This is a genomic window from Enterobacter nematophilus, from assembly GCF_026344075.1.
GTDB lineage: Bacteria > Pseudomonadota > Gammaproteobacteria > Enterobacterales > Enterobacteriaceae > Enterobacter > Enterobacter nematophilus.
Window position 1 is genome coordinate 355,285 of record NZ_JAPKNE010000001.1, and the last position, 19,252, is coordinate 374,536.

General features: G+C 57.5%; 15 protein-coding genes. 10 read left to right on the plus strand and 5 right to left on the minus strand.

The annotated features are described in order from the left end of the window. Window positions 1-97: 97 nt before the first annotated feature. Complete coding sequence (locus OSH03_RS01610) at window positions 98-1,435, minus strand: TolC family outer membrane protein (RefSeq protein WP_061098275.1); 1,338 nt, start codon at window positions 1,433-1,435, stop codon at window positions 98-100. Window positions 1,436-2,150: 715 nt separating this feature from the next. On the opposite strand from OSH03_RS01610, the gene OSH03_RS01615 reads away from it, so the two are divergent. After that, a complete protein-coding gene (locus tag OSH03_RS01615; RefSeq protein ID WP_266178071.1) occupies window positions 2,151-2,894 on the plus strand; it encodes a DeoR/GlpR family DNA-binding transcription regulator in 744 nt (247 codons plus the stop codon). Between the two features lie 13 nt (window positions 2,895-2,907). Beyond that, a complete protein-coding gene (locus OSH03_RS01620) occupies window positions 2,908-3,975 on the plus strand; it encodes an oxidoreductase (RefSeq protein WP_266178072.1) in 1,068 nt (355 codons plus the stop codon). 43 nt (window positions 3,976-4,018) lie between these two features. On the opposite strand, the gene cybB is transcribed toward OSH03_RS01620, so the two are convergent. Beyond that, window positions 4,019-4,549 carry a cytochrome b561 gene (cybB, locus tag OSH03_RS01625; protein WP_266178073.1) on the minus strand — a complete coding sequence of 177 codons (531 nt, stop codon included), beginning with the start codon at window positions 4,547-4,549 and terminating at the stop codon, window positions 4,019-4,021. 189 nt (window positions 4,550-4,738) lie between these two features. On the opposite strand from cybB, the gene gap reads away from it, so the two are divergent. Continuing rightward, window positions 4,739-5,740, plus strand: a complete 1,002-nt coding sequence (gene gap / locus OSH03_RS01630) for a type I glyceraldehyde-3-phosphate dehydrogenase (protein ID WP_028013079.1) — start codon at window positions 4,739-4,741, stop codon at window positions 5,738-5,740. 56 nt (window positions 5,741-5,796) lie between these two features. Here the strand turns inward: gap and OSH03_RS01635 are convergent, their stop codons facing one another. Both OSH03_RS01635 and OSH03_RS01640 read right to left on the minus strand, forming a co-directional pair. Next, window positions 5,797-6,591 (minus strand): YdcF family protein, encoded by a 795-nt coding sequence (locus OSH03_RS01635; protein ID WP_266178074.1) that lies wholly within the window; start codon window positions 6,589-6,591, stop codon window positions 5,797-5,799. Between the two features lie 137 nt (window positions 6,592-6,728). Beyond that, complete coding sequence (locus OSH03_RS01640) at window positions 6,729-6,854, minus strand: hypothetical protein (protein ID WP_266178075.1); 126 nt, start codon at window positions 6,852-6,854, stop codon at window positions 6,729-6,731. A gap of 64 nt (window positions 6,855-6,918) precedes the next feature. Here OSH03_RS01640 and OSH03_RS01645 point away from each other — a divergent pair, with 64 nt between their 5' ends. The 5 genes from OSH03_RS01645 to OSH03_RS01665 all read left to right on the plus strand — a co-directional run bounded on the left by OSH03_RS01645 (window position 6,919) and on the right by OSH03_RS01665 (window position 13,262). After that, the gene (locus tag OSH03_RS01645) at window positions 6,919-8,238 is read left to right on the plus strand and encodes an MFS transporter (RefSeq protein WP_266178076.1); all 1,320 of its coding nucleotides are present in this window, start codon (window positions 6,919-6,921) and stop codon (window positions 8,236-8,238) included. Window positions 8,239-8,395: 157 nt separating this feature from the next. Continuing rightward, window positions 8,396-10,048 (plus strand): MFS transporter, encoded by a 1,653-nt coding sequence (locus tag OSH03_RS01650; protein ID WP_266178077.1) that lies wholly within the window; start codon window positions 8,396-8,398, stop codon window positions 10,046-10,048. Window positions 10,049-10,070: 22 nt separating this feature from the next. Further along, a complete protein-coding gene (locus OSH03_RS01655) occupies window positions 10,071-11,153 on the plus strand; it encodes an HlyD family secretion protein (RefSeq protein WP_217478590.1) in 1,083 nt (360 codons plus the stop codon). Beyond that, on the plus strand, window positions 11,150-12,529 hold the full coding sequence (locus tag OSH03_RS01660) for an efflux transporter outer membrane subunit (protein ID WP_266178078.1): 1,380 nt from the start codon (window positions 11,150-11,152) through the stop codon (window positions 12,527-12,529). The genes OSH03_RS01655 and OSH03_RS01660 overlap by 4 nt, the downstream gene beginning before the upstream one ends. A gap of 73 nt (window positions 12,530-12,602) precedes the next feature. Continuing rightward, window positions 12,603-13,262, plus strand: coding sequence for an O-methyltransferase (locus tag OSH03_RS01665; RefSeq protein ID WP_266178079.1), 660 nt, complete (start codon window positions 12,603-12,605; stop codon window positions 13,260-13,262). Between the two features lie 499 nt (window positions 13,263-13,761). Here OSH03_RS01665 and hrpA read toward each other — a convergent pair whose 3' ends face one another. Then, entirely contained in the window at window positions 13,762-17,664 is a 3,903-nt protein-coding gene (gene hrpA, locus OSH03_RS01670; RefSeq protein WP_266178080.1) for an ATP-dependent RNA helicase HrpA, read from the minus strand. A 205-nt stretch (window positions 17,665-17,869) separates the two neighbouring features. Here hrpA and azoR point away from each other — a divergent pair, with 205 nt between their 5' ends. After that, window positions 17,870-18,475, plus strand: a complete 606-nt coding sequence (gene azoR, locus OSH03_RS01675; protein WP_008502313.1) for an FMN-dependent NADH-azoreductase — start codon at window positions 17,870-17,872, stop codon at window positions 18,473-18,475. Between the two features lie 89 nt (window positions 18,476-18,564). After that, window positions 18,565-19,251: an RluA family pseudouridine synthase gene (locus OSH03_RS01680; protein WP_266178081.1), complete on the plus strand. Its 687-nt coding sequence runs from the start codon at window positions 18,565-18,567 to the stop codon at window positions 19,249-19,251. Window position 19,252: the final 1 nt, after the last annotated feature.

Consider the following 19,252-nt stretch of genomic DNA (forward strand, 5'->3'; position numbering starts at 1 on the left):
ATCCCTGTGGATATATCCACCAGACGGATGTAGCTATCCCTGGGAAAAAACACCCATTATTTTCAGACTTATTTCGCGCAGCTATGCGTGGCTTTTGTTAACTTAAATCGGGTAATTTTGCGGCAGCGTTTTTCTCTATTCCAACAAGCGGCATTAAATTATCAACCGCGGAAGCATAATTAATTGCCGAACTCCAGCCATCATACTCGGCGATTATTTTCGCCGACGTGGCCTGCCAGACATCCTGCTCAACGCTGAGCAAATCATTGATGCTCCGCTTGCTCAGGGTGTATTCATTTTTATAAACCTCGCGGGCCCGCAGCGCGTTTTCCAGCTGCCGCTTCCCGGCCTCCATTCTTCCCCGTGCGCCGGTCCAGTCAGCCTGCGCGACGGAGGCCTTTTGCAGCACGTCGAAACGCGCCTGATCGACCTGAGAGGACGCCATCGCGCGTGCGCCCTCAGCCTGACGCACGCGTGCAGATACCGCGCCGCCCTGATAAAGCGGTGCGTCAACATTGAGCTGGATCTGGTCGTCCCAGTACGAGCGGTTGTCCGACTCGTAACGCGTGCGTCCTCCCTTCAGGCTCAGGGTTGGCCAGTGCTGGGACTTCGCCGTTTCAACGCCATACTGGGCCGAACGTTCCATGTTCTGCGCGGCCATTACCGCCGGTATTAACGAATAATCAATGCGGTTGAGCGAATCCGGCTCAACGGCGAGATTTGCGGGTACCGGCGAATAATTATCCGCCTGCATTCCTGTTAATACCGCGAGCCTTGCGCGGGCGCTGTTCAACGCGGCGTTATACTGCGCCACCGTCGCCTGCATGCCGGCAATGCGCGTGCGGGTCTGGAGCTCATCGGAGGTGGAACTCACGCCCGCATCGGCGCGCAGTTTTGCCAGCTGCTCCACGTTTTTCAGTGCCTGAACGTTCTCTTTTGCCGCCTGTAACAGATCGGAATAACGTTTGACCTCCACGTAGCCGAGCGCCGTTTTTTCCGCCACGTCAGAAAGCGTGCTCATCAGCTGGTAGCGGTAGCTATCGCGCCGGGCGGAAGACTGGCTGATGCTGTTGTTGGTCTTGCCAAAATCGTATATCAGCTGGGTCAGGCTCAGCCCCCAGGCCGCAGAATTCTTCAGCGAACCGCTGGAATCGGTGGTCTGGCTATGCCCCGTACTTCCGTTTAAGGCTATTTGCGGCATCCAGCCGCTGCGCGCCTCGTCTATTTGCGCCTGACCAATACCTAACTGCGCGGCCTGCTGGCTTATTGACGGATCGCGATCGATAGCGAAAAGAATACTTTCTTTTAAGGTCATCGTTGCCATCGGGGCAATACCCACCGGGCCACTATTGGCGTAAGCCGTATTTATGGCTAATGAAATTAATGCCAGCGTTGCTATAAATTGGCGTAAAACAGGCTTGCGTAATATCGTCATTTTATCTCCCTGACTCTGAGTGACACTCAAGCAATTACCCAAAAAGAGGTACAGATAATTAGACAAATATCTTATTTAGCTTCCTCGCTGAATTTCAGGTAAAACTCCCCATACCCATTTCCGATGGAGATGAGATCCGCCTTTGTCTTATTAAATTTAAGAATTTACTTATTTCTTAAGTTGATTCGCAGCATAACAAAATGTGGTATAGGCCACTACACCCACAATGTTAATGAGGTGTTACATATAAGAAAAAACATGGGGTTTCTGGACAAAACTCTGAAAGTAGTCTTTCAGATGAAACATCAAAACCCCCTGTAATTTAAGGAAAATTCTTAATCATCTCTGCGCACATTTTTGCGTTAATTTCTGAGCGGGTCAGACACAAAGATTTTCAAAGAAGTGTCAATTTAAGTAATAGCCGCCATGTTGTTGAAACATAATCCCAATAAAAAATATTAATTCGAAATAATATGCTTTATTTTAATTGCATATCAGAATTTAAAACCAATCAGTGGTAGTGCCATGGTTACTTAATCCAAATCGTTGATTAAAACATAACAGTAACACTGTGGTTAACATTCAGAACGGCTTAATGATATCTGCTTAATATAATTTCAATAATCAAACATCTTCCTGGTTTACGATGCCCCTTCCCTCTGCGCCAAAATGCTGTATTATGCAAACTATTGCGACATTTTGCAGGATTACTGCCATGCACAAAACCGCACGTCAACGCTATGTCCTTGATATTCTCAGTGAACAAGGTCAGGCCAGCATCACCGAACTGGCAGAAAAGCTGCAGGTTTCAGCGGATACTATTCGTCGGGATCTAACCGTTCTGGAAAATCAGGGCCTTGCCCAGAAGAATCACGGCGGGGCTATTGCGCTAAATCTCTCGGCCATGAATCGTCAGGGCCGCAATACCCTGCTGCCGGAAACCAAGCAGCGCCTGGGGAAACAGGTTGCGCAGGCGGTTCCGCCGGGTTCCACCCTGTTTCTGGATGCCGGCAGTACGGTGATGGCCGTCGCCACTTTTCTACAGGGGCCTCACACCGTGATCACTACCTCGCTGGATATCGCCCAGCATTTTAGCGACCGGGAAGACATTGAGCTTATTCTGCTCGGCGGAAAATGGGACCCGAAGCAGCGCCTGTTTGCCGGCAGCGCCACGTTGTCCCTGCTGTCTCGCTATCGGGCAGATATCGCCATTCTCGGGGCGTGCGCCCTTCATGCCGAACTCGGTTTGAGTGCCGGTAAAGAAGCGGATGCCGAGGTGAAACGCGCGATGCTCGCCGCAAGCCATGCGCACTGGATTGTCGCCGATCACCTGAAGGTTAACCGCTGCGAGCCGTATCTGGTCTCCGGGCTAACCGATATTCATCAACTCTTTTTAGATCGTCCCTGGCCTGAGCTTGGGGACCCTGGCGCATTACAGGTCACGGTGTGCGCGCAATAACGTGGAGAAGGTCATGAGTAAAGTTCAAACAATCAACATTGCGCTGATCGGGTATGGTTTTGTCGGTAAAACCTTCCATGCCCCGCTGATCCAGTCCGTGGACGGGCTTAAGCTGGCGGTGGTCTCTTCTCGTGATGAAGAGAAGGTGAAGCGCGATCTTCCGGATGTGCTGGTGGTAGACACGCCCGAGGAAGCCATTCAACATCCTGATGTCGACCTGGTGGTCATTGCCTCCCCTAACGCCACCCACGCGCCGCTGGCGACGCTGGCCCTGAACGCGGGGAAACACGTGGTCGTGGATAAGCCTTTCACCCTGGACATGCAGGAAGCCCGGGACCTGATTGCCCTGGCGGAAGAAAAGCAGCTTCTGCTCTCCGTTTTCCACAACCGCCGCTGGGACAGCGATTTCCTCGGCATTAAGCAGATTATTGAGCAAGGCACGGTCGGCAAGGTTAAGCATCTGGAGTCGCATATTGACCGCTTCCGCCCGGAAGTGCGCGTGCGCTGGCGCGAGCAGAACGTGCCCGGCAGCGGCCTGTGGTTTGACCTGGGCCCTCACCTGATCGACCAGACGCTTCAGCTGTTTGGCCTGCCAGAGTCAGTTCAGGGAAATATCGCGACGCTGCGCGACGGCGCAGAGGTTAACGACTGGGCGCACGTGCTCCTCAATTACCCGGATCGTAAGGTGGTTCTGCACGCCAGCATGCTGGTAGCTGGCGGTACGGCGCGCTTTACCGTCCACGGGGACAAAGGCAGCGTGGTGAAAGCCAGAATCGACCAGCAGGAAGCGCAGCTGCTTGCTGGCGTGCTTCCCGGCAGCGACGCCTGGGGAAAAGACGACGACAGCATGGTGTTCTTTGGGGCTGACGGCGAACCGCAGACGATTGCCACCCCGAAGGGAGATCAGCGGCAGTACTACATTAACGTGCGGGATGCGGTGCTCGGGAAGATCGCCAATCCCGTTCATCCTGTCGAGGCGTTAGCGGTCATGGCCGTGCTGGAAGCGGCGGTGAAATCGTCAGAGACGGGGTCAACGCAGACGCTGGCGTTAACTGATGAAGAGCGTGCGCTGATGCGTTAAAAACAAGCCGGGTGGCGCAGCGCCACCCGGCAAGAGTTAAAGACTACTGACGCTTTTTCGGCATCATGCGCAAAAGGGTATTATCTTTCCAGAAATAGTGATGCATTAGCGCCGCAAAGGCGTGCAGACCAATCACGAAATAGCCCAGGTTTGCCAGCGTAACGTGCCACTCCTTCAGCACATCCACCAGGTCAAAATTCCCCTCCGCCGCGTGAGGCATCGCCAGACCAAAGGCGAACCAGTCGTTTCCGCGGTTATACATCATCACGATGCCAATCAGCGGCAGCGCAATAAACAGCAGATAGACGATCAGATGCCCAAGGTGGGACATCCCGGTGATCATCGCTTTGGGCTTAGGCTGAATGGGCGGTGCGGGAAACTTGAGGCGGATCAGCAATCGCGCCACCATCAGCACCAGAATCGAAATCCCGCAGGAGACGTGGATCATATTAATAAGCGGGCGGTCGGTACGCGGGAAAAAGCCTCTGAATTCCATCGCGCAGTAGGCGACGACGATTAACAAAAACACCAGCCAGTGAATCGTGATTTGCAGGCTTGTATATTTAGTGCGCATGGGATTTCCTGAAAAAAAACAGTCACCGCGCCAACATAATCTCCTTTCCTTAAAAATTCATTAACTTTTCTGTATGGTTTTTCAAATACTTCCCCTCGCATGAAGCATCTTCAATTGCCGCCCTGTCCGTGATGGTCTAAGCCTGGATGAGTTCAAACTGTCGTATCGACACGTTCACAGGAGAACACCATGAGTAAAATTGGCATTAACGGATTTGGACGCATTGGACGCCTTGTGCTGCGCCGCCTTCTTGAAACCCAGGACAGCAATACCGTCGTCGCCATCAACGACCTCACCTCCCCGAAAGTCCTGGCCTACCTGCTCAGGCATGATTCCAACTACGGTGGCTTCCCCTGGAGCGTGGATTTCACCGAGGATGCGCTAATTGTCGACGGTAAAACCATTGCGGTGTACGCCGAAAAAGAGGCAAAGCACATTCCGTGGAAAGCCGCGGGCGTGGATATCGTCGTGGAGTGCACCGGCTTTTATACCTCTGAAGAGAAATCGCGGGCGCACCTGGACGCCGGCGCGAAGAAAGTGCTGATCTCGGCACCCGCGGGTGAGATGAAGACCATCGTCTATAGCGTGAATGACGATACTATTGACGCCAGCGATACCATTATTTCCGTTGCGTCCTGCACCACCAACTGCCTCGCCCCGCTGGCAAAAGCCCTGAACGACGCGTTTGAAATTAAAGTGGGCACCATGACCACCATTCATGCCTACACCGGCACCCAGGCGCTGGTGGATGGCCCGCGCGGGAAAGATCTGCGCGCCTCGCGGGCGGCGGCTGAAAATATTATTCCGCATACCACCGGTGCGGCGAAAGCCATCGGCCTGGTGATCCCCGCGCTCAGCGGCAAACTGAAGGGCCACGCCCAGCGCGTGCCGGTGAAAACCGGATCGGTAACCGAGCTGGTCGCGATTCTGGGTAAAAAGGTGACGGTCGAGGAGATCAACGCCGCGCTGAAAAAGGCGACCCAGGGGAATAAATCGTTCGGGTATACCGATGACGAGATTGTCTCTTCAGATGTGATTGGCTCGCACTATGGCTCGGTATTCGACGCCACGCAGACGGAGGTCTCAGAAGCGGGAGATCTACAGCTGGTGAAAGCCGTAGCGTGGTATGACAACGAGTATGGTTTTGTGACCCAGCTGGTGCGCACGCTGGATAAGTTTGCTGCGCTGTGACTTCCAACCCCTCACCCTAACCCTCTCCCCAAAGGGGCGAGGGGATTGTTCCGTGCCTAAATTATTTTACGTGCGCTCTTCAGGACCGGGTCCTGTTGTAACTGTCTCCATGCGGCGGTGACAGCCTCTGGGAACTCAACGTGGGCGATATAATCACGCCCGGCCGGGCCATAGCCGTTAACGTCATCATACAGCCGCGGCAGCTCTCCCAGAACCAGTGAAAGATAGCGCTCAACGGGCCACAGCCCGGCGCTGTCCCCGATAAATTCCACGCCCTCTTTGCCGTTTTGCAGCGTCGGCGTAAACCCGGGATGGCTTATCCACTGCGGCGACGCGGGCTCATCGCGGCACACGCGGGCAAAGGTCGCCATCGTGCGGCGCTGCATCGTCGGGTCCTGCACCACCAGCACGCGCCCGCTTGTCAGCTGACGCTCTTTCAGCATTTCCCAGCTAAAACGCGCGTTTTCACCGCAGTTGGTGGAGCGATCTTCAACCCACACGCGCGCCCCGGGGATCTGCCAGAACTCCCGCGCAACGTCGGCAAGGATGCTTGCTTCTGCCCGCCCCGCGACCGGTAGAGCGTGGTAACGCGGGTGATTGCGGATCGCTTCATATAAAAATGGGGTCGAATGGCCGATGCCGCCGCTGATCAAAAGCGGCACGTCATTCTGAGAGGCAATACGGCAGGCCGCGTCAATGGTTGGGATCGCCGCGTTACCAGCCAGGATCACCGCATCAATCACCGGAGCCTGACGGGTTGCGCTCAGGTCGTCCTGCGCCAGCCATGCGCCGACAGTATTGATAGCCGCCAGCGTGGCATCCGCCAGAAGGGGAAAATGGGGCTGAACCATGGTCAACTCCTCACGTTGTTGAATCGCCGAATTTATTGTTTTTCTGAAATAACCAGAAACATCCAAAAATCATCAGGTTGCACCTGCCTATTATGCTTTCGATTTCCAGCCATACAAAACATTGTATTGTACAGGCGTCATGAAAAAGCACCCAACGCTGCAAATTTAACCGTGATCTGACCAGTTTCAGCCCGCCCGCGCTTGCCAAATACAACATCCAACCCTAAGTTGCTTAACAATTTCACAACCTTTTTCATCTTCACGGGTTGCACCTGAAGCGCGCCAGGTGACACCTCATACATCATCAACGTGGCGGGGTTTCAGGTCATGACAGAACATGAAAGTACGACGACGGTATTACGAAAAAATAAGAAGGTATTAATCGCCAGCCTTACCGGGAGCGCCATTGAATGGTTTGACTATTTCCTCTACGGTACGGCGGCCGCGCTGGTCTTTAATAAGATCTTTTTCCCGATGGTCGATCCGGTGATCGGACTCATTCTCTCGTATCTCTCTTTCTCATTAACCTTTTTTATACGTCCCATTGGCGGGGTACTTTTCGCGCACATCGGCGACCGCATTGGTCGTAAAAAAACCCTTGTACTGACCCTCTCTTTGATGGGAGGTGCAACCGTTATGATTGGCCTGCTGCCCACGTATGAAATGATTGGCCTGTGGGCGCCCGCTCTGCTGATCCTGATGCGTATCATTCAGGGGATGGGCATAGGCGGTGAATGGGGCGGCGCGCTGCTGCTGGCCTACGAATACGCGCCCGAAAAGCGCAAAGGGTTCTTCGGCAGCATTCCACAGGCGGGCGTGACCATCGGCATGCTGATGGCGACCTTTATCGTTTCGCTGATGACTATGTTCAGCGAGGAGGATTTTCTCTCCTGGGGCTGGCGTATCCCGTTCCTGCTGAGCTCGGTTCTGGTGTTGCTCGGCCTGTGGATCCGAAAAGATATCGATGAAACGCCTGATTTTCAGAAGGTCAAAGCGTCCGGCCAGGTGGCTAAGGCTCCCCTGCGCGATACGCTGAAGCATCACTGGCGTGAAGTGCTGATCGCCGCTGGCCTCAAGGTCGTGGAAACCGCGCCGTTCTATATTTTCTCTACGTTTGTGGTGAGCTATGCCACCAGCACGCTGACCTATCAAAAATCGCAGGCGCTGGAGGCCGTGACGCTGGGAGCCATGGTGGCCACGATAATGATTCCGTTAATGGGGCTGCTCTCGGATAAAATTGGCCGTCAGCGCATGTATGCCACGAGCGTCTTTATCCTGGGCTTGTTTATCGTGCCGTGGTTTATGTTGCTCAATACCGGTACAACCTGGGGCATTGTGCTCGCGACGGTCATCGCTTTTGGCGTGCTGTGGGCGCCGGTCACCGCGGTACTCGGTACGCTGTGCTCTGAAATCTTTAGCGCAAACGTGCGTTACACCGGCATTACGCTCGGCTATCAGCTGGGTGCCGCGCTGGCCGGCGGTACCGCCCCGCTGATTGCCACCGGCCTGCTGGCAAAATATGACGGCGACTGGGTTCCGGTGGCCTGGTATCTTGCCGTCACGGTAGCCATCTCCTTAATCGCGATTTTCTGCGCCAGCCGCGTTAAGCGTACAACTCTCGTCCAGGCGCAGCCCGAACGTCTCTGACCTTTCCCGGCCCGTCCTGCGGGCCGCTCTTTTTCCTTAAATTTCTCTCGTACATTTGATTAACATGCGCAAATCATATTCACTTGAATTATCATTTGCGGCAGACGTAGAATCCCTGGCCCGCTAATTATTCAATCATTTCTAAGGTAATGACGTTATGCGCCTGCCCGAACGCGACCCTTATGCTCCTCGCGAGTGGCAGCCACATGAGAAACCCGCCCTGCTGGGTTCGCCTTCCACCCCCGAGCACAGTACGCCAAAACGCGTCGCCTACGGCGTCGTTGGGCTGCTGGTGTGCCTGACGGGGGCACTGGGCAATGCGGTGGTCACCGCCAACCTGCAAAACCTGCAGGGGACCTTCGGGGCCTGGTCGACCGAAATCGCCTGGCTGCCCGCGGTCTATGTGATGACCAACATCTCCATCAACCTGCTGCTGGTCAAATTCCGTCAACAGTACGGCCTGCGCGCCTTCACTGAAGGTTTTCTGGTGCTGTACGTGCTGGTCACCTTTTTCCACCTGTTCGTTAACGACCTCAGCTCCGCGCTGATGGTGCGCGCCGCGCACGGGATGGTGGCCGCCGCGCTCAGCTCGCTGGGGATTTACTACCAGATACAGGCCTGGCCAGCGAAGCACCGCCTGAAGGCGCTCACCATCGGGATTACCGGATCGTCGCTCGCTATACCGCTGGCGCGCCTGTTTTCCACTGAGCTTCTCCAGCTTGACGAGTGGCGCGGGCTCTATTTCTTTGAACTGGGGCTGGCGCTGATCTCCCTGGCCTGCGTAATCGCCTTAAAGCTGCCGCCGGGCGACCGACGCAAGGTCTTTGAGAAGAAAGACTTTATCACCTTCTTTTTACTGGCCCCCGGGATGGCCCTGCTCTGCGCCGTGCTCTCGCTGGGCCGTCTTGAATGGTGGTTCGAGGCGCCGTGGATCGGCTGGTCGCTGGCGCTATCGCTGGTGCTAATTGTGGCTGCCATCGTGTTTGAACATAACCGCGACAACCCGCTGCTGAACACCCGCTGGCTGTCGAGCGGCAGCATCGTCCGCCTGGGGCTGATCATGCTGCTGATCCGCATCGTGCTGGCGGAGCAAAACACCGGCGTCATCGGCTGGCTACAGTACGTGGGGTTACAGAATGAGCAGATGACCCACCTGGCGTGGTCCATTTTCGCCGGGATCGTCTGCGGGATCGTCACCAGCTGTCTCACCATCAAACCGACGAAACTTGCGTGGCCGATCGTCACCTCTCTGGCGCTGATGATTGTGGCCTCCCTGCTGGACAGCCAGTCCAATAACCTGACCCGCCCGGATCAGCTGATGGTCAGCCAGTTCCTGCTGGGCTTCGGCAGCGCCTTCTTCCTGGCGCCCGCCATGCTGGCCGCCATTGGCGGAGTGATCGCCGACCCGCGAAACCTGGTCAGCTTCTCGGTCATGTTCGGCATGAGTCAGAACCTCGGCGGCCTGCTGGGGTCGGCGATTCTCGGCACCTTCCAGACCTGGCGCGAGAAGTACCACTCCAGCCTGCTGGCGGATCAGCTCACCACGCTCAACCCGCTGGTCAACGAGCGAATTCAGCTTTATACCCAGATGTATAAAAGCCTGATTGGCGACAGTTCGCTGCTGGGAACGCAGGCCATTACCCAGCTACAGACGGTGACCACCCTTGAGGCAAACATTCTGGCCTATAACGATACTTATCTTCTGACGGCGAGCATCGCCGCCGCCACGCTGGTCTGGATTTTATGGCGCTTGCTGCGCCTGCGCATAACTGCCCGTATGGCGCTGAAGAACGCCACCGGCAACAGGTAATTGAAATATTTCTGGAGAGTTTATGAGTCAGCAGGATGCCGCCAAAGAGCAGGCTAACACCCGCAAAAATGTGCGCATTGTTTCCGTTTTCACCGCCGCCGCCATCGGTATTGTCGGCGTGCTGGTCATTCTTTACGCTTGGCAGCTGCCGCCGTTTACCCGCCACGCGCAGTTTACCGACAACGCCTACGTGCGGGGCCAGACGACGTTCATCAGCCCCCAGGTTAACGGCTATATCACCGAGGTGAAGGTTCAGGACTTTGTGCAGGTTAAAAAAGGCGACCTGCTGTTGCAGATCGACGACCGGATCTATCGTCAGCGCGTCCATCAGGCCGAGGCGCAGCTGGCGATGAAAATTGCCGCGCTGAATAACAACCTGCAGCAGCGTAAAAGCGCCGAAGCGACCATTGCCAAAAATGAAGCCGCGCTGAAAAATGCCCGCGCCCAGAGCCTGAAAACCCAGGCGGATTTAAAGCGCGTGAAGGATCTGACGGCGGACGGTTCGCTTTCCATTCGCGAGCGCGATGCCGCGCTGGCCAGCGCCGCCCAGGGCAGCGCGGATATCGACCAGGCGAAAGCCACGCTTGAGATGTCGCGTCAGGATCTGCAGACGGTGATTGTGAACCGCGGCGCGCTGGAGGCGGATGTTGAAAACGCCAAAGCGGCGCTGGAGCTGGCGCAGATTGACCTGCAAAATACCCGCATTATCGCCCCGCGCGACGGCCAGCTCGGCCAGATTGCCGTACGTCTCGGCGCGTACGTGACCGCCGGAACGCACCTCACAACGCTGGTGCCGCCGCAGCACTGGGTGATCGCCAACATCAAAGAGACCCAGCTGGCGGAGCTGCGCGTCGGTCAGCCGGTGAAGTTCACCGTCGATGCCCTGAACAACAAAGCGTATCAGGGCCGTGTGGAGAGCATCTCTCCGGCGACCGGGGTTGAATTCAGCGCCATCACGCCGGACAACGCCACCGGCAACTTTGTCAAAATCGCCCAGCGCATTCCGGTGCGTATTGAGGTGCTGGGTGAAGAAGACGCGTACAAACTGCTGCGTCCGGGTATGTCGGTCCAGGTGACGATTGATACGCGGGAGGCGAAGCAATGACTCTTCGCCCGATAGCCGCTCTGGTGCTGGCGGTAACGCTGGCCGGATGCCAGTCCGTCGACGTCAAACCGGCGCAGCCGACGCTGCACATCCCTGCGCAGTGGCGAGCCGACTCGGGGCCAGCCAGCCCGGCGGAACAGCTCTGGTGGCGCAACTTTCATGACAACCACCTGAACCGCTACGTGGATCGGGCGCTTAAAAACAACAGCGACGTGCTGATTGCCCGCGAGCGGATAAACGAATACCAGGCGCGGGTCTTTGCCGCCGACGGCAGCCTGTTTCCTTCGCTCGACGCGGGGGTAAGCGGAACGCGCGCCCGTTCGCAATCCGCCGCCACCGGGCTGCCGGTCTACGGCACGCTGTACAGAGGCAGCCTGACGGCGAGCTATGACGTTGATATCTGGGGCGTCAACCGCAGCACTTCTCGCGCAGCCGAGGCCTCGCTGGAGGCGCAAAAAGCCGCCGCCGCGGCCGCGGATCTCACCGTCGCGTCGGCCGTTGCCTCCGGGTACGTCACCCTGCTCTCGCTTGACGAACAGCTGCGAGTGACCGAATCCACGCTGAAATCGCGCGAGGAGGCGTTTAACCTTGCCAAACGCCAGCTTGAGACGGGCTACAGCTCGCGCCTGGAGCTGATGCAGTCGGATTCCGAGCTTCGCTCAACGCGGGCGCAGGTGCCCGTGCTGCGGCATCAGATTGCACAGCAGGAGAATGCCCTGAGCCTGCTTCTGGGAAGCAATCCCGGCGCGGTGGCGCGCAGCGAAAGCTTTGCGGCCCTGACGCCGCTGACGCTGCCGTCACAGCTGCCCTCCACGCTCCTGAATCGTCGCCCGGATATCGTGCAGGCCGAGCAACAGCTGGTCGCGGCTGACGCCTCGCTGGCCGCGTCACGCGCCAGCCTGCTGCCGTCGATCAACCTGACCGCCAGCGGATCGATTCAGGATCGTACCCTTTCCGGCCTGCTGGACAACCCGCTCCAGCTCTGGAGCGCGGGCGGCAGCATTCTCGCCCCGCTCTTTAACCGCCAGGCCCTGAACGCGCAGGTGGATATTTCCCAGTCCCAGCGTAACCAGGCGCTGTATGCGTATGAAAAAACCGTGCGTAACGCGTTTGCCGAAGTGAACAACAGCCTTGATGCCATAACGCGCTATCAGGAACAGCTGACGGAGCTGCTTGCCCAGCAGGATGTGGCCCGGGAGACGCTGCGCATTGCGCAGAACCGCTATCGTAACGGGTACTCCTCCTATCTGGATGTGCTTGATGCGCAGCGCACGCTGTACTCGGTCCAGACCAGCGTGGTGCAGGTAAAAAATAACCTGCTGCTGGCACAGATTGATTTGTATAAAGCGCTGGGCGGCGGCTGGGTCAGTGCCTGAAAACCTGCCCGGTGGCGCTACGCTTACCGGGCCTACATTTCGCATCCGGCAATCCCTATCAAGGAGTCAATCTATGCAACAACAATGGTCTGCAGTAGATAATTACATGATTTCTTCGCTTATCCCTGAGGATGAGGTTCTTCAGAAGGTTCTTGAAAATAACAAGCGCGCCGGGTTACCCGAACACGATGTTGCGGCCAATCAGGGGCAGCTGCTGGCGCTGTTCGTGCGCATGACGCAGGCAAGACGCATTCTTGAGATCGGGACGCTGGGTGCCTATAGCTCAATCTGGATGGCGCGCGCCCTACCGCCGGACGGAAAGCTGATTACGCTTGAGGCTGACCCGACGCATGCCGATGTTGCCCGCCAGAATATTCACCTTGCGGGGCTAAGCGATCGTATTGAATTAATTGAAGGCCCGGCGCTGAACTCGCTCGAAAATTTTGGTGACATTCCGCCGTTCGACCTGATCTTTATTGATGCCGATAAGCCGAACAACCCCGGCTATCTGGAGTGGGCGCTGCACTACTCCCGTTCCGGCACGGTGATTATCGGCGATAACGTGGTGCGCGACGGCGAAGTCATTAACGGGGAAAGCGACGATGCGCGCGTGCAGGGCGTGCGGCGTTTTATCGAGATGATTGGGGATAACCCGCGCTTAACCGCCACCGCGCTGCAGACGGTGGGGGTTAAAGGATGGGATGGGTTTACGCTGGCGATGGTGAACGGGTGAAAAAATGTGCGGGATGATGCCCTCACCCCGAACCTCTCCCACAGGGCTGAGGATTCCCCACAAATTAATGCTAGCACTGAACAATCCCCTCGCCCCTTTGGGGAGAGGGTTAGGGTGAGGGGAACATACGGCAGTGGTGGTCATTCCGTTCACTTTATGTTCCTTGCTACTCTGTAAATGCTGTTTCGGTGAACGTGCCATGGCGGCTCAATCGCCACCGCCCTGGCAACCCGGGCTCCCGGCGGTAAATCGCCGCTTCGCGGTGCCCTCAGCTTATTCCTTCAGGCTATCGGGTCGGGCATGAGCCTGCATCCCTGCAGGCCACGCCCTCTCGGCGCATCCCTGCGCCTCGCCCCGGCCTTACGGAAACGCTTCGGCGATTTACAGCCGGACCAGGGCGTCGCTGAAAGCCTTTAGTCGTTCTGAAACAACGTTATTGCTTCTGCTTATAAATTACTGGGGATTCCTCAGCCCACAGGGAGAGGGAGAAAACCGGGTTTTAACCGGAGATCTGCTCCATCGCCTGCAGAATACGCTTATCCGAAATCGGATACGGCGTACCGAGCTGCTGAGCAAAGAAGCTCACGCGCAGTTCCTCGATCATCCAGCGGATCTCCTGCACATCTTCATCCTCGCGACGTGCCGGCGGCAGCTTGTTCAGCCACTGCTGCCACGCCTGCTGCACGCTCTCCACTTTCAGCATCTGCGCGCGGTCGCGGTGCGGATCGATAGCCATTTTCTCCAGACGTTTTTCAATCGCCTGCAGATAGCGCAGCGTATCGCCCAGGCGCTTAAAACCGTTGCCGGTCACAAAACCGCGGTACACCAGCCCCGCCATCTGCGCCTTCACGTCCGACAGCCCCAGCGCCATGGTCATATCCACGCGCCCCTTCAGGCGCTTGTTGATATTGAACACGGCGGTGAGGATCTGCTCGACCTGTTTGGCAATCTCGACCACGGTGTCGTTCAGCTCGGCGCGAACCTTGTCATGCAGCTTCGCAAAACCTTCTTCCGTCCAGACCGGACCGCCCGCCTCGTGGATCAGCTTGTCCACCCCGCATGAGATGCAGTCGTCAATCAGATCCAGCACCTTGCCGTACGGGTTAAAGTAGAGCCCCAGCTTGGCTTTGTTCGGCAGCTTCTCGTGCAGATACTTGATTGGCGACGGGATGTTGAGCAGCAGCAGGCGGCGCAGCCCGCGCCACATCATCTGCTGCTGTTCCTGCGGGTTATCAAAAAGCTTAATCGCCACGCTGTCGCGCTCGTCCACCAGCGCCGGCCAGGCTTTGACCTTATAGTTGCCCCGCTTCTGCTCGTAACTTTCCGGAAGCAGACCAAAGCTCCAGATGTGCAGCCCGCTCTGCTCGATGCCGTCGTCCGCTACCGCAGAAAGCGTCTCCTGAACTTTCCCCTTCAGCGCCTCTTTCAGCTCGCTAAGCGAACGCCCTTCCAGCAGCTTTTTGTTTTTATCATCCACCACGCGGAAGCTGATTTTCAGGTGATCGGGCACCTGATCCCAGTTCCAGTCTTCGCGGTCGATGGTGGTGCCGGTCATGCGGCGGAACTCACGCTCCAGCGCGTCCAGCAGCGGCAGTTCCAGCGGCGTGACGCGGCCTAAAAACGCTTCCGCGTAGTTCGGCGCAGGCACAAAGTTTCGGCGCACCGGTTTCGGCAGGGATTTGATCAGCGCAATCACCAGCTCGCGGCGCAGGCCGGGGATTTGCCACTCAAAGCCGCCCTCGTCGACCTGGTTCAGCAGCGGCAGCGGAATGTGCACGGTCACGCCGTCCGCGTCGGTGCCCGGTTCAAACTGGTAGGTCAGACGCAGCTTGAGGTTGCCCTGATGCCAGAAGTTCGGGTAGTCGAGCTTGCTGACCGACTCCGCCCCCTCTTTAATCAGCATGCTCTTTTCGAAGTTGAGCAGGTCCGGCGTCTCTTTGCTGGCCTTCTTCCACCAGCTGTCGAAGTGGCGGGCAGAGATAACATCATGGCTGATGCGCTGGTCGTAAAACTCAAACAGCGCCTCATCGTCCACCAGGATGTCGCGACGGCGAGATTTGTGCTCAAGCTCCTCGACCTCGGCGCGCAGCTTCAGGTTTTCACGGAAGAAGGCGTGACGCGTCTGCCAGTCCCCCTCCACCAGCGCGTGGCGGATAAACAGCTCGCGGCTGAGCGCCGGGTCAATCTGGCTGTAGTTGACCTTGCGCGCGGCGACCACCGGCAGGCCGTAAACGGTCACTTTCTCGGTTGCCATCACCGCGCCCTGCGCGCGCTCCCAGTGCGGCTCACTGTACGAGCGTTTCAGCAGGTGCTGAGCCACCGGCTCAACCCATTCCGGGTCGATACGCGCGGCAATGCGTCCCCACAGGCGGCTTGTTTCCACCAGCTCCGCGACCATGGTCCACTTCGGCGGCTTCTTGAACAGGCCGGAACCCGGGAAGATGGAGAAGCGGGCGTTACGCGCGCCGGTATATTCCTGCTTGTCCGCATCCTTCATCCCGATATGGGACAGCAGGCCGGTCAGCAGCGCGATGTGAATTTCGCGGTATTCTGCCGGTTCACTGTTCACCGGAATGCCCAGCTCTTTCACCACCTGGCGCAGCTGGGTGTAGATATCCTGCCATTCGCGCACGCGCAGGTAGTTGAGGAAATCCACGCGACACTGGCGGCGGAACTGGTTCGAGGAGAGCGCTTTCTGCTGCTCGCCGAGGTAGTTCCACAGGTTCACGAAGGCGAGGAAATCGGACTCTTTGTCGTGGAAGCGACGGTGCTTTTCGTCCGACGCCTGCTGCTTGTCCATCGGACGCTCGCGCGGGTCCTGAATGGAGAGCGCCGAGGTGATAATCATCGCCTCGCGCACGCAGCCGTGCTTTTGCGCTTCCAGCACCATGCGCGCCAGGCGCGGGTCGACCGGCAGCTGGCTGAGCTGGCGGCCCAGCGGCGTCAGCTTATAGATGCTAGCCTGCTCGTCGGTGGTAATGGCGCCGAGCTCTTCCAGCAGGCGCACGCCGTCCTGAATGTTGCGCTTATCCGGCGCTTCGACGAACGGGAACGCCGCGATGTCTCCCAGCCCCAGCGCGGTCATCTGCAGGATAACGGACGCCAGGTTGGTGCGAAGGATTTCCGGGTCGGTGAATTCCGGACGCGAGAGGAAATCGTCTTCCGAATAGAGACGAATACAGATCCCTTCCGACACGCGGCCGCAGCGGCCCTTACGCTGGTTAGCGGAAGCCTGGGAGACCGGCTCAATCGGCAGGCGCTGAACCTTGGTGCGGTAGCTGTAGCGGCTGATGCGCGCCGTGCCCGGGTCGATCACGTATTTGATGCCCGGCACGGTCAGCGAGGTTTCCGCCACGTTGGTCGCCAGCACGATGCGGCGCCCGCCGTGCGGCTGGAACACGCGGTTCTGCTCGCTGTTCGACAGACGCGCGTAAAGCGGCAGGATCTCGGTGTGGCGCAGGTCGCGCTTGCTGAGCGCATCGGCGGTGTCGCGAATTTCGCGCTCGCCGCTCATGAAGATCAGGATGTCCCCCGCGCTCTCGTTGCCCAGCTCGTCGACGGCGTCGAAGATGGCCTGCAGCTGATCGCGCTCGGTATCGTCCGCCTCTTCCACAATCGGGCGATAGCGCACTTCAACCGGATAGGTGCGGCCCGAGACTTCAATAATCGGCGCATTGTTGAAATGCTTCGAGAAGCGCTCCGGGTCGATGGTCGCGGAGGTGATGATGATTTTCAGATCCGGACGACGCGGCAGCAGCTCTTTCAGGTAGCCGAGCAGGAAGTCGATGTTCAGGCTGCGCTCGTGCGCTTCGTCAATGATGATGGTGTCGTACTGCATCAGCAGGCGGTCCTGCTGGATTTCCGCCAGCAGGATACCGTCCGTCATCAGCTTGACCATGGTGTTGTCGCTGACGTGGTCGCTGAAGCGCACCTTGTAACCGATGCAGCCGCCCGGCTCCGTCTGCAGCTCTTCGGCGATACGGTTCGCCACGGTGCGCGCCGCCAGACGACGCGGCTGGGTGTGGCCAATCAGCCCTTTTAGCCCGCGCCCCAGCTCCATGCAGATTTTCGGTAGCTGGGTGGTTTTCCCCGAGCCGGTTTCCCCGGCGACAATCACCACCTGGTGGTCGCGTACGGCCTCAAGGATATCCTGTTTCTTCTGGCTGACGGGCAGGTTTTCCGGGTAGGTAATTGCCGGGCGTGCGGCTTCGCGCAGCACAACCTTCCCTGCCGCCTGTTCAATCTCTTTCGCCATCTCCTGGAAAATGGCCTGTTGTGCATCAGGATTTTTAACCTTCTTCACGCCGTGCAGCCGGCGGGAAAACCGCTGTTTATCGCGCAGCATCAGGGAATCAAGCTGTTGCAGGAGCATCGGGAAGGTGATTTTTGGTTGTTCTGTCATAGCGTTAACGGGCAGTGCTCTGCCGGGTAAAATCTCTTTTTAATGATTGCTATAGAGTACCACATTGACGCTTTTAGCGCCTTATTCAAAAAATTCGAACATAGGCTTCGATATATTGCGCTATCTCTGTGGCAGGATTGTGAATAAAGTGTCAACAAGCAACGGGGCAACCCCCTTCAATCAAATGCAACAACAGGAATCACCCATGAGCAAAGTATTAGTTTTGAAATCCAGCATTCTGGCAGGGTACTCTCAGTCTGGTCAGCTGTCTGATTACTTCGTTGAGCAGTGGCGTGAACAGCATTCTGCAGACGAAATCACCGTGCGTGACCTGGCAGCAAACCCAATTCCTGTCCTGGACGGCGAGCTGGTTGGCGCGCTGCGCCCGAGCGATGCACCGCTGTCCCCGCGTCAGCAGGAAGCCCTGGCCCTGTCCGACGAGCTGATTGCTGAGCTGCAGGCGCACGACGTTATCGTCATCAACGCCCCAATGTACAACTTCAACATTCCTACCCAGTTGAAGAACTACTTCGACCTGGTGGCGCGCGCTGGCGTAACCTTCCGCTACACCGAGAACGGCCCTGAAGGTCTGGTGAAAGGCAAGCGCGCGATCGTCCTGACCAGCCGTGGCGGTATTCATAAAGATACCCCAACTGACCTGGTTGCGCCGTACCTGAGCCTGTTCCTGGGCTTCATCGGCATCACCGACGTGAACTTCGTGTTCGCTGAAGGTATCGCTTACGGTCCGGAAGTGGCGACCAAAGCGCAGACCGACGCAAAAGCCGCCATCGACAGCCTGGTCGCAGCGTAAGATTTTGCCCTCTCACCGCCCGGTGGGAGGGTTTTTCTTTTCCCCGCATTTCGCTATCATCCGCACCCACTCTCCAGCCGGGCGGCCTGATGTCTGCGATTATCGATTCTTTTATTGCCCCACCGTGTCACGACGACATTGAGATCCTCTGGCAGGATGAACATCTGCTGCTGATTAATAAGCCTTCCGGCCTGCTTAGCCTCTCGGGCAAAAACCCGCAAAACCTCGATTCCGTCCATTATCGTCTGGTCCAGACGTTCCCCGGCTGCACGCTGGTACATCGTCTGGATTTCGGCACGTCAGGGCTGATGGTGGTTGCGCGCAATAAACCCATCAACGCGGCGCTCTGCCAGCAGTTCAGCCAGCGCAGCGTGGAGAAAGTTTACAGCGCCCTGCTTTGCGGACATCTGGAAAACGATGAGGGAGTCATAGACGCGCCCATTGCCAAAGACCCGGCGCTGTTCCCGCTGATGTCGATCTGCGCCGTCAACGGTAAACCCGCCCGCTCCCGCTATCGGGTGGTGGAACGGTTTTATCAGGGGACGGGGCTACCGTTAACGCGTGTGAAACTGATACCGGAGACCGGGCGAACCCACCAGCTGCGCATCCACTGCCAGCAGCTGGGGCACCCTATTCTGGGCTGCGATCTGTATGGCGGTCTTGAAGCGCTGGGGACCGAGGGAACGTCCCGGCTGATGCTGCACGCAAGCGAGTTGAATTTTATTCATCCCGTGAGCGGAGAGCCGGTTAACGCCCGCCACGCCGCCCCGTTCTGAA